The 12,419-nt window shown below is 45.8% G+C and carries 6 protein-coding genes; all 6 read right to left on the bottom strand.

The genetic code is table 11. The features are described from left to right. Nucleotides 1-74 precede the first annotated feature (74 nt). The 6 genes from QUB30_RS25255 to QUB30_RS25280 all read right to left on the bottom strand — a co-directional run bounded on the left by QUB30_RS25255 (nucleotide 75) and on the right by QUB30_RS25280 (nucleotide 12,418). A complete protein-coding gene (locus tag QUB30_RS25255) occupies nucleotides 75-2,333 on the bottom strand; it encodes a putative baseplate assembly protein (RefSeq protein WP_333339126.1) in 2,259 nt (752 codons plus the stop codon). A 64-nt stretch (nucleotides 2,334-2,397) separates the two neighbouring features. Continuing rightward, nucleotides 2,398-2,820, bottom strand: a complete 423-nt coding sequence (locus QUB30_RS25260; protein WP_333339129.1) for a GPW/gp25 family protein — start codon at nucleotides 2,818-2,820, stop codon at nucleotides 2,398-2,400. A gap of 153 nt (nucleotides 2,821-2,973) precedes the next feature. Then, entirely contained in the window at nucleotides 2,974-4,110 is a 1,137-nt protein-coding gene (locus QUB30_RS25265; protein WP_333339131.1) for a YbjN domain-containing protein, read from the bottom strand. An 83-nt stretch (nucleotides 4,111-4,193) separates the two neighbouring features. Continuing rightward, nucleotides 4,194-5,507 carry a hypothetical protein gene (locus tag QUB30_RS25270; protein ID WP_333339134.1) on the bottom strand — a complete coding sequence of 438 codons (1,314 nt, stop codon included), beginning with the start codon at nucleotides 5,505-5,507 and terminating at the stop codon, nucleotides 4,194-4,196. Between the two features lie 3 nt (nucleotides 5,508-5,510). Beyond that, on the bottom strand, nucleotides 5,511-11,735 hold the full coding sequence (locus QUB30_RS25275; protein WP_333339138.1) for an eCIS core domain-containing protein: 6,225 nt from the start codon (nucleotides 11,733-11,735) through the stop codon (nucleotides 5,511-5,513). A gap of 185 nt (nucleotides 11,736-11,920) precedes the next feature. After that, nucleotides 11,921-12,418 carry a PAAR domain-containing protein gene (locus tag QUB30_RS25280; RefSeq protein WP_333339141.1) on the bottom strand — a complete coding sequence of 166 codons (498 nt, stop codon included), beginning with the start codon at nucleotides 12,416-12,418 and terminating at the stop codon, nucleotides 11,921-11,923. Nucleotide 12,419 lies beyond the last annotated feature (1 nt).

The following is a 12,419-nucleotide window of genomic DNA, read 5'->3' on the forward strand; positions in this document are numbered from 1 at the left end:
CTTAAAACTTATTAACAACTCACAAATTTACAACTCACAACTTATTAACAATTCAAAACTCAACCCCTTCCCCGTTAATCAAAAAACTCTATACTATGACCAGATACTAATCGACTATTTTCTTTATCTGCCCAAGAACAGATCAAACCTAAAGAACCTGGATTAATCATTTCTTGGGGCGCAGGTTCGCGGAACCATCCTGAAACATATTTTCGTAATTCAAACAACTCTACCATTCCTAAATAACGTATCCCTGGAATTTTTTGACATAAAGCAAAGATATCGGAACGAGATACGGGGCGACCTAAATCCCAACCTTTCCCCTCAATCCCACCAGTCAGAGGATTAAGAAAGCGGTATAAAGCTATCAGCAACTGAGTGCGGATCTGCTCTAGAACGCGAGGATTATTATATTTAGGTTCGATAATAACTTCAGTTGTAACGCTAACCCCGACGTATTCTGGTTCTTGTAACTTCACTTGCACTCCCAAAGGTTTGCGGTCTTGCATATATTCTAAAATTTCTGTCTCTAACATAGAGTTGAGGACAAAATATTGTTCTGGGTCCATCCCTAACCGAAAATCAATCATTTCTGTCTCAACTTTCGGCACAATTAATAGCGTAACTCTGCCAGGCGTCGTATTCATTGCATTCGTAAGACAATGAGCGCGAGCGACAGCTCGGGTTGCTGTTTTAGCGACATTTTCAAAATCTTCTGGTGTGACTGCCGATTCTCTTGTTCGCAATATTTGCGGCACTCGAATCACAGCTTCATCTAACGATTCGGGGTCAATTCCTCCTGTTGCGGGTTGATAATTTATAACGCTCTTAACGTAAGGAATTGCTTGTTTAATTACCAATAATTTTTCCGCTTGCACGTTGCCCCTACTTCCCCCTCCTGTGCGGTAAACTCTCATATAAATTTCCGCACCTGGGGGAGGAACTTTGCCGTATTGTCGTTCTAATGACTCGTTAGGAGCGCCATTGGCGTAGTCTGGCTGTAGATTAGATAAGTTTCGGGCTTCTGTGGAATTTCGGCGTACAACTGTGCCTCCTGGTTGAATTTGCGATCGCTCTCTAGTTCTCTGCTTTAATTGTGCTGGTTCTCGAATCAACGGACCAAATTGAACCATACCTGTTTGGGCATCAATAGTATAGTGGAGGTCGTCAGGGCCAGAGGCGCCAAAATCAGTAACTTCTTCCCATGTTTCGGCTGGGCTATTAATCGGTTTAACTTCAATACATTCGCCTAGTTTGCGCCTTAAAATTGGTTGAGATTGTAATTGAAATAGTTGCCCTGCTTTGCCATCACTGACTCCCAAAAGTTCGTTTTCAATCCGAATGCATTCGCTGGCATTTACCGCACCGCCAATCGCTCGAACTTTTATACCAAAAATGCTAGGCGAACTGCTATAACTTGGTTGTAATTCTCTCGGATAAGTGTAAACGCAACGTATCCAGTGTCCTCGGTATTCCGTTCCGAAATCGGTGCTAGGCAATAGTTGGGGTAAATGTAATATTACATCTGCTCCATCAATTGAAGGATTCGTGCCTTGCTCTCCTAAGTCGCTAAAACTGAAGCCTTTGGTTTTATCGTCTTCTGGTTTTCGCAATATTGTTGACTGCCAATTTTGACCATTCCAAGCTTCCCATCTTAATGGTGGGTTCTCTGGATCGATCCCGGTGCTTCTAGCGACTTGTCCTCTAAAAGTGACAGCAATTACATTTCCGGTAATCGAATTTTCTATGTCTTCTTGTAAGACCAAATAAAAACAGTTACTGGGAAGCGATTGCTCGAACAGCAAGGTTTCTTCTAGATTCCACCATTGGTTGTTGCTGGAGGAGCGCTCGCGGGTCGCCCTCTGTCGCAAATTGTTCGGTCGCTCTTCTTCTGTTAATCCTGTTAGAAAATGTTTAATTTGAGGAGTGCCGATCGCAAATTCTTCATCTGTACTAAAAATAATCGCTTCTTGAGTCTCTGTTCGCACCGTAGCAACTTCGGTGGCATAGGGAATTCTAATCGGTTCTGGTTGTGCTTGAGTTAGATAAAATGTTAATTCGCACTCAGCGGGTGCAGGAGGTTGCAGGCGAATTCCCAACAATTCTAAAAACGCCACGTAATTGCGGCGGGGAACTTGATTAAACCGCATTAACATTTGGTCCGTTAACCAAGCAAACAGTTCAATTAAAGTTATTCCTGGATCGCCTGGGTTATGATTTGTCCATTCCGGACAATAGCGGGGAATGCGGAGTATACATTCTTCTACTAAGTCCTCAAAACTTCGGTCATCCAGATCGGATTTCGGTAATTTGGGTAAAAAATCAAAGTCCATAATTTATATCAATTTTGTTGTTGTTATATTATTCACTATAAAACTTATCCCGTCCCCACGTCAGTTATTTTTCTTCGAGAGCTAAGTAAAATGGATAAACTAAACTTCGCGTATCGAGACTATTTTTAGGTTGATAAACGATCTCAATATCTACTCTACCCCTAATTGGGTCGGGGTCGGCACGTACTTCTTTTAAAATGATGCGTGGTTCCCACATTTCCAAAGCTTGTTCTACATACAGGCGAATTAGCATCAGAGTTTGAACGTTCATGGGTTCAAATACTAATTCTGACAGGCGCGAACCAAAGTTGGGTCGATAAACCCGTTCCCCCAAATCTGTTCGCAGGATAATCACGATCGATTCTTCGATGTTGGGCGTACCCGTACTGAGTTGGATGCCTCCCTGGACGTTGACTTGCAGGGGAAATCCCAATCCCGCCCCAATGTAGTCTTTCTGCGGCGGATAATAATAATTGTCTTCAGGCATAGGATTTATTTTCAGCAATCTCCTATTTTAATACAAATTTGGGTTAGTGCGATCGCCTGTCTTGGCGCGCAGGGTAGCTAGTTGAGCGAGGGATATGCCTCCGGACCGCTGGCGCGATATGGCTCTGGCAGGCTAGCGTGATCGCACGATCGGCTATGATTCTATTTGGGCGATCGCCTCTGTCGCTTCCACTTCCCCATAAATAACTGACATAATCCCTGGGAAATATTCATCCATCATGGTAACATTGGCATAAACCAACCTTTTGATTAAAGCAAAACTGACCCGATCGCCTTCCACATCAATGCTCGTTTTATAGCGAATTTCCCCATCGGTGAAATCTAGTTCAAAATTGCCGAGAATCATCCCAGAATTCGCTCTAGTTAAAAACTCAGCTACCGCCATCAGTTTATTTTCGGGGACATTCACCGGGCACATTGAGTAAAATACCATTTGCTGTTGTTGTTCTCTCGCTCTGGCGAAGCAAGCCCATTTACCATTTTTTCCTTCAAAAGCTGTTTGTAAAACAGGCTGTCCTTCCACTGGGTAAAAAGGCCATTCATCTTGTTGGAAAAAGTTAACCATTTCCGTAAAGATTTGTCCGTCGGTAGTGGTAGATTGAGCGATAGCATCCACAGCAAGATCGGCCATTTCTTCAAAGAAATTGACGATTCCCTCAAGAATTTCAGAAGTGCCTTTCTGAGTCATCGCCGAGAGATTTGCTTCCGTCCACTCTTTGAAGAAATTGGCTATAGCATCCCCAACTTCTTCGCTATTAATTCCACCACTTGCGACAGCAGAGGGATTAATATAATTCCAGAAGGTGGTGTAACCAGTTTCGCCTGATTCCTGTTGCTGCTTGACGGATAACCCCAACCAATTTTCCGTCGAAAGTAGGGGGTCATCGGGTTTTTCTGTGCTTATATTGAGGAGATAGTTTGCAGCTTCGTTAGGATTTGCGACGTGTTCTACCAGGTGGGGTAGTAAGTCGGGTTTTAAACTAATTTCGATTTTGATATCGGGCGAGGGTAGGAATTCGCTTTGAAAAGCGCCGCGCAATTCTGGCTTAAGATTGAATAAGGATTGAGTGTTGATGCGTTGGTAGAGTTCTGGGTTGACGGAAAAGGTGAGGCGACATTCGATGAGTTGGTCTTCTTGTTTTGTTAGAGATAGATTTGTGGCGCGAACGGTTAGGGGGGATGGGGGGCGATCTGCACTATGCAGCAGCGCTTCGCTATCGCGTAGTGTTAACTTGCTGTCGAGTTGATGATTTTCAGTCTTTGTATTCATGCAGAGTTATCCCTCGACTGATAGCATTTTGTTTTGTGGTGGAGGTGCGTACACATACCCTAACTACAAAGCCTATTAGTCCTTCATTGCGTTAAATCTGACTGAACATCTTCGCAGTTGGTTATATTTCCAAACCATCCTTCATCAATATGACACTCTATGTCATCTTTATCTAGTCTTCTAATTCTAAAAGGATAATAATTCATTTGGACTTCATCCCGTATAGTTTTTGATTCAAGATAAATAGTTGAGCCTATACTTCCAGCACACCATTCTACATCGAAAGCCTTAAAAAATCGCTTAATTATGTTCCATTGCCATGCTTCCCCTAAGTAATCAAACTTATCTTCTCCCAAAGGAAAGAAAAGGAGTACCTTAGCATTTTTATGTTCATTGAGTCTGGGCCAATAAATCTGAAAGGTTCCCCATGTGCATTTTAGATAAGCAACACGCGCCCAACACAACGACAATTTCAAAAAATTTTGCAGGGAAACAACTTCATCCATTGGTAGGTTTAGTAATTCTTCAAAAATATTTAATACATCTAGCTCCAAATCTATCAATCCGCGATTGATGCGTATACAATTTAATGTTGATGCTGCATACATATGCAAAGAGATACCATCTGGTAGTAGATCGAGACTAACATCCAAATCCTTTGCTTCTTCCACAAAGCGATAAGTGTGAGACACAGCCTCCGTTACTGTCATGAGAGAGCCAAAACCAGCGACGGACAGGAAGTCATACTGAGCACCTACACTGTCATCAAAGCTAGGTGGATCCATTTCCCAAGGCAACCTAACTATAGGTTCTGATAAGGTGGCTTCTGGTTCTCCAAACCAACCAGGCCACACTAAGGAGCGTCCTCCCTCACCTAATGGACGTTCCGACCACGGTGGTATTTTATCAACATACTGACAAAATTCCTGAAGCAGTTCCCAGCGAGGTCGATCTATCAGCAACGTTCCTTTAAATCCCCCCAAGCCTAAAGTTTCAGTAGATGATAAATCAATATCTTCTCCTACGCCTGAAGAACCTCCTACTGCTAGTCTCGCCTTTACCTTTAAAAAAAGTTGTTGCGCTAAATCCAACTGCCAGTCTTCTCCCTTAAATTTGGCTCCAGGTTCAGGTTCATATGGAGGCTTAAGGTAGATATTAAAATTGAATTTCAGTTCGCGTTCCAGCTCTTTCCAGACAAGACCAATAAAATTTATTTTTGCAGCAGGGTCTGTAATTTCCCACTCCATATAACCCTTCTGAAGAGTAAATGATTCTCTTCTGAGAGCAGTTTTCTCTGCTAGCAATCTATCGATACAAGCAGCTATATCCTCAAACTGAAATTCTATAGGCTTTGCTACTATAAAAACAAACTCTATTCCAAGATGTAGAACAGCCATATTTTATAAATCCCAAACTTTAGAGGCTTCATTCTGAGCTACAACACCCGCTAAGTTCATAGGTATATACGCCGATGAAATCAAGACGACATTAGTAACAAACTTGGCAATGACAAAAACTGGGTTAGCATCGGCAGAAATATGAATAGGAGTCCCCGGGCCAGAATCATCAGAATGAACAAAAGCCCGCCCTGATATCATACTATTTTTAGCATCATTAGCATAGGTTCCCTTCCATTTATCCCGGAAGTGTGGGACAACCGCTGGATTGTTATCAAGATAAGTTGTGAAAAAGTATCTAGCTGATGTTTGATTGTTGATAGAATTACCTGACCCGAATATGGCAGTTTGATCGGCAGCAGTTAAAGTTGCAGTACCACTAGTAACAAATGCCTGAAGCTCACTGAGAGTAACCGAGTGCCCCAGGCGCTGCATCCACCGCCAAGGCTCATCTCTGTCTGGGTTACCACCTCTATTGCAAAGATGTTTTTCAACATGTTCCTCTAGCATAGAGGGATTAAAGTTGATGGGGCTAGATATGCCTCCGCCTGGTGGATATTTTTTATATACGTGCGCCCAACCAGCCATCTTGCTAGCTTGCAACCTTTGTGGCTGAGAGGCATGCCACATACCAACGATATGAACGGCTGCACCTAATTCAGCTACAGGTACAAGTTTGATAAGCTTACGAAGCTCCTCAAAACCGTTGTTGCTGATATAAGTGGTTACATCAGCTCTCAAAGGACAGCTTGCCCATGCTGAAATCAGATTTGTGCTATTAGGGTCACTGGAATTATCATTTCTTCTGTCGAGTTTTATAACTTGCTCGCCAGCAGGGAGTATGTTATTGAGATTTATTAGATTAGCTAGCTTATTAGGTATGTCATCCTTAATATATATAATCAGCTCCTGCATTTTGGTGGCATCATTGTTGATTAAGCCATTAAGCTGTGTATGATGCGAACAAAGCAAATCAGCTAAGTCATTTTCCTGACTAGGTTGAACAAATAAGCGAGGCAAAGTAGGCACATTAAAAGTGTTTTTTACACGTTCAAGGGGGGTGCCTCCACCACCACCTACAGTGCCTGACCCCACTGTAGCGTTTGGCGCAATTACTACTTTGAAATCAATGTCTCCATCTTTTTCATCTTTCGCGGCATCATTGAAGTGGACACTAAGCTTAATTCCAGGCTTCAGCTTGGCAGTATAAGTTTGCTCAATTTGCTTAGCCTGCGCTTCCTTCTCTTGTCTGAGGGTCTTGTAATCCTTTGGTTCCCCAGGAATCTTTTCTAATTCAGCAATGGCCTGTTTTGCGAGTTGAGGATGCTCGTTTTTGGACGCGCCTTTGCCTTCCTGGCTCTTATTATCTTTATTCCCTTTCTTACCCTTCCCAAACCCCAGCTTATTGCCAATCTTTTTGGCAAACTTAACAGCCTGAGAAATCACCCAATCGATCGCCTTATCAATCGGCCCTCTTACCCTCTTAATAATGTTTTGAATCTTGTCGGTAATACCGCCCAAGCCCAACAAACTCGCCATAAAGCCGATGATCACGGGTAGCGCCTTAGACATGGCATTCTCTATAGCCTTCGCCGCCCCACCAACTGCACCGTTAGCAATAGCCGTCACCGACTCAATCACCGCATTCACTAACTCGACAATCTGACTTCCCCGTTGAATAAAGAACGTGATGATGTCAATAATCGCCTTGCACGCCCTGACGAACGCACTAGCGGGATTCAACAAGCTGAGAATCCACATTATCCCCTGTTTAATCACCGTTTCGACGACGAAACTCTTGATGGTGTCAATCACCATCGACTTCAGGTCGCCAATCTTATCCTGTATAAACTGCCACAGACCCCCCACTCCTTCATTCTTCAAGATTACAAACATCTCGAAGTTAGATTCTAAAGCGCTGACGGACTCTTCTCCGTTCTTGCCGATCGCCTTCACGGCTCGCGGTCTGATAGTCTGATAAGTGGTTCCCAGTACCTGCGTCACCAGGCTAAAGATGCCCTTTATGTCAAAACTCTCCGGCATCTGAAGCCCCGTTGAAGCCAAAGTGCCCGTCAGCCAGCCCACCATCCCCTTCTGGAGATGCTCCCCGATATTCGACTGAAAGTTCTGGAAGCCTTGCCTCAGACCCCCCACGAGATTGCCCAGGAAACCAATTGGATCGAGGATAATCTTCTCGATTGCACCCGCCGCCCGCGACAGGACGCCCATCAGCAGGTTCTTCATTTCGAGGATGGTTTTGATTACCCCACCCATCGCGTCCATCGCCTTGTTCAGTAGGCCGCGATTTTCGGCCTTCATTTCATTAATCCGGCTATCCAGCGCTTGCAGATTCTCGTTGTACTTCTGCGCCAGCGAGTCAATCAACTCATTTTGCTTGTTATCGACGCTTTGCTCTAACTCATCAAACTTACCCCCAATTTCCTGCGCCGCTTCTTGCCCGACTTGCCGCAGAGATGGGTCTAAAGAAGCAACGTATTTCTGGATTTCCTGCCTACCCTTGGCAATCTCGGCTTTCGCTGCATTCAGCTTGGTGGCTACTTTGTTGGCAATTGTGTCGATGGTTTGGCCCATGCTGGCGACGAACATACCCTTGCCTTCCTCGTAGAAGGCGTTTACCTCGCTAGGCATACCGAACACTTTGTCCGTCACCCATCTTGCCGCGCCCAGACCACTGTAGCGCTCGTCTTTGTAGCGCTTCATCCGCTGGTCAACATAATTCTCAAACTGCGCCTTGGCAGCAGCAGTACCGGAGTCGAACTGTTGGTTAACTTCTCCATCCAGTTGACTGAGTGCCGTTTCGACCCTCTGTTTAGTATTGCTGTAAATTCCTTGAATGTGGTTAGCGACTTGGGAGCGTTTTTGCTCGTCTTGTCCCTTGGTATCTGTCTGGAGTCCGACTACCTGGGTTAACAGTTGCTCTTTCTCGCCGTGCATTCCCTGCAATTGAGTTTGCGCCGTCGTCTGCGCTTGAGCTTGCGCCTGGGTAACTATCCCTTGCTCTTGCTGGCGGTAGGCGTTTGGTGCTTTATTGGCGTGAGTTTGGGCTGTTTTCTTGGATTCTAATGCTGTCTGGAATTGCGGTTCGTTTGACTTCGCCAGTTGTCGATCGCTAACCTCGGCATCCGTCATCTGCTTATCGATAGATTTACTACCCTCTTGCAAAGACACCTCAGACTCAGACTTGGGCTTAGGCGCAGCTTTATCGGCACCAATATCAGACGGTGCTTTACCAGCTTGTTTCGGCGGTAGCGGAGTGACGGATTTGGGCGTAATACCGCTAGTATCCGGTTGTTCCTTGGTTTTCTCTTCGATGGGGTTAGCTGCTTGCTTCTTCTCCTCTCCAACTTGGGAAGACAAGTCGCCCTTCACCGAATCGAGTTTATTTTGGTCTTTGAAATTGTCGGCTTCTTCAAGGGTTTGGGGGGTAGCAGCAGAGATTTTTTCCATCAGCGCTGCTTTGAAAGCACCAGCATTAAATTGTCCTGGCTGTTGCTGGTTCATTTCCTGAACCTGCTTGTTCTGGGCTTTGCTTTCTACCTCGTTGGCTGGAGATACTGCGGCTGCTTGCGCTTCGGCTGATTTTTTCCCGGCTGGGGGATGTTTTTTTTCCTGGGTGGCGACACTCTTGGTGCTATTTACTACTGCCTTGAAGCCAGGGTCATTTTGAGCTGATTTGGGTGAATTTCCGCCACCGCCGCCAGCCGCACCCCCAGCAGCACCACCGGATGACGCCCCAGCACCAGCACCCCCCCCAGCAGCCCCACCGGATGACGCCCCAGCACCAGCACCCCCACCATTTCCGGCGGGTGTCGATGGCGCACTAGCACCATTACCTGGTGCTGGCTTCTCGATAGTATTAGCCCGTTCCCCTTTCTCTGACTTGGCTGCTGGTGAGGCTGCAGGAGTTTGGGGTGCCACCTTAGCGGCTGCTGGCTGTGCTTGGGGATTTTCCTTCCGCTGTATCTTTGGTTCCACAGATGTCAACTGGATAGCATCTGCTTTCGCTTGCAGTTTGTTTTCCTTCTTCTGCTGCTGAGTAACAGATTTAGTCGGAACCGCACCTCCCTGCTGGATGATGTGAGTCAACTCATGCGCCGTCAACTCATCTTTACCGGGAGATTTCCCCGCCCCATAGTAAATATCGCTACCATGAGCAAACGCCTGTGCTCCCAACTCCTTATTCATCTGTACGGCATTCGAGTCGGTATGCACCCGCACTTTGCTTAAGTCAGCGCCAAAGCGGGGTTCCATGAAACTACGTACATCGTCAGGTATTGGACTACCCCCACCTTTTGCCCCCGCAAGACTGCTTTCTATGTTGGAAGGAGCCTGGGTACCGCCACCTGTGGCTGAACGTTGCACCACTGGGGTAATGGAGTTAGCCAGAGGTTGCCTCTGGACTTGCTCTTTTTCTTCATTTGTCTGACGCTGAATTGGCTGCTGAACGGCTGAGTCTGGCATAGTCATGACTTTCGCCGCCATGCTGTCAGCTTCTTGTTCGTATTTATCCCCAGGTGTACCCACAGTAAGTTTAGTTTGAATGGGCTTTAACTCAATGTTTTCTTGTGGGGTTTCAACCGAGGAAGAATTATTTGATTCTTCATATTCCTGGTGCAATGGATCGCTCGTGTAGGGTCGGGCTTTTTGAGAGTTATAGATTTGTCCCTCTGGTTGTAAATTATTTAAATCTCTATACCATGTTCCTGCCTCGTTCTTACTGATAGTCCGTATCTGTGTGCCGTCGTTTCCGACTGTGAAAGTATCCTCAAAAGCATTATTAAGTATGTGAGATCGCCACTGAGTTTTGTGACCAATAGTTGCAATGTCTTCACCTCGCTGTGCATCTCTGCTCCGGGGCAAATACCGTCTTTCATTGTTAGAGCCGACAATACATTCATATTCCTTGCGATTATTACGTTGTGGATTCAATTGGTGAGGAACATTCTGCCAATAGTTTTCCTCAAAATCATTTCCCCAAGGGAGGCGATCGTTTCCATTCCACAACTCTTGCCCATTGATATCTTGCTTATAGGGTTGCTGTTTCAGGTTTCTTCTTGGCGGTTGTACTCCTAACTCGTTTAATTCTCTTGTGCGCTTTGTAGCTCCCCGAGTTCTTGTTAGAGGGTCAACCGTACCTGATGTGCTGTTTAAGGTACTTGTTCTGGTTGCTGTTCGGTTACTTCTTCGTTCAGGCGATCGCTGCACCAGTGGCGTGATCGAGTTAGCCAAAGGTGAAGTTTGGATTTCTTTTTTTTCGTCATCAGTTTGACGTTGAATTGATTCTGCAACGGCCTCGTCTGGCATCCTCATGACTTTCGCCGCCATGTTGTCAGCTTCCTGTTCGTAGTTATCCCCTGGTTTGCCAACGGTTAGTTTGGTTTGAACTAATTCCTTGCTTTGCTCTTCTTTTTCTTGTGATTCGCCTTCACTACTCTTGGCCTTAATTTCCTCCTCTGCCTGCATCGGGAGTTGCTCTTGTTCCTCTTCAGTCTGGCGTTGAATAGGTTGCTTAACGGCCTCGTCTGGCATCCTCATGACTTTCGCCGCCATGCTGTCAGCTTCTTGTTCGTATTTATCCCCCGGTGCGCCAACGGTTAGTTTGGTTTGAACTGATTCCTGGTTTTGCTCTTCTTTCTCTTGTGGTTCGCCGGAACTAGACTTCGCCTGGATTTCCTCAAGAGGCTGCATCTGGAGAGATTCACTTGATTCTTCTTGTTTCTTCACATCAGAGGTTTCAAGACGCTGAATTCCTCCTGAGTAAGTGCTAGAAGCGGACGAACTAGCAGGCGCTTCTATTGGAATATTTCCTCGATTTAACGGAGCACGGGCGATTGAAGGCTTTTGTGCTGGATCATCGGTGGATATTGTTGAATTGCTTAATTCAAGTGCGCTTTTTTGTGCTGTATCTGCTGAAACTCGCTCCTCAATTACTGCCCCTGGTTCTTCCTGTTGGCGTTGAATCCCACTTGGTAAAGACCTCCCATCACTCCGATTCGGCGCTTCTACAGTGATATTTTGCCAATTCAAGCTACGACGAATTGTTTTTGGTTGAATCCCTCCTAATTCCTTCGATAGGTTTGAATTGCTCCCCAAAGATTCTGATAGCTCATCAGTAAACGGGCGTTGATGCAATAAGGGCGAACTTGCCTGAGTAGCCTGGGGTGGCGTCGCCGAAGTTTTCTTTTTGGCTAATACTCGTTCGTTCATCACCTAACTCCTCCAGGCACTGCCAATAATTGCAGATTGCTAATTTCAGATTTTAGATTCGATGCGGGACTTACGCTCCCAAACCCGGTTTCTCTGAAAAATCGTCGCTTTGGAACCCGAGATTTACGCGCTAAACCCTATTTCTAGGTTGCTAGTAAGTCCTGTTAATATTTTTAGGACTAGGATTAACCGCCAATTAATACGGTAGCACAGCCCGCCGAAATTTTATTCGGTGGTCCAAGTGCTTCCACAATTGTATCTCCTAAGCGACTAGCGGGAAGCCCGTTAATTAAAACTGTGAGACTACCACCGATTACAACGCCAGGGCCATGTGGGGGGAGTGGCAAAGGTGTAGCGCAATTATGGACATCTGCCCCACCAGCCCTACTAACAATCGTACTGCTCATGCTTGTCGCAGCCGTTGCTTTCATTGTTTCTTCAGCCGTTTTAGCTGCGGGCAATCCTGGGGTTCCTGCGGCTGCTAGGGTGGCGGCTTCGGCTGCTTTAATCCCTGTTTCGCTAAGTGCTTTTGCCGATAGTATTGCACCTGCTGAGGCTAAAGGAATTCCCCGCCAAGCTGGTAAATTGCCTATCAATACATTAGGGCTACCAGGCCCTCCCGTTAATACAGGTGGGAGGGGATGGGCTACGGGATCTGTAATTCTAGCTGCTGGTCTACCCATA

This window comes from Microcoleus sp. BROC3 (assembly GCF_036702515.1).
GTDB lineage: Bacteria > Cyanobacteriota > Cyanobacteriia > Cyanobacteriales > Microcoleaceae > Microcoleus.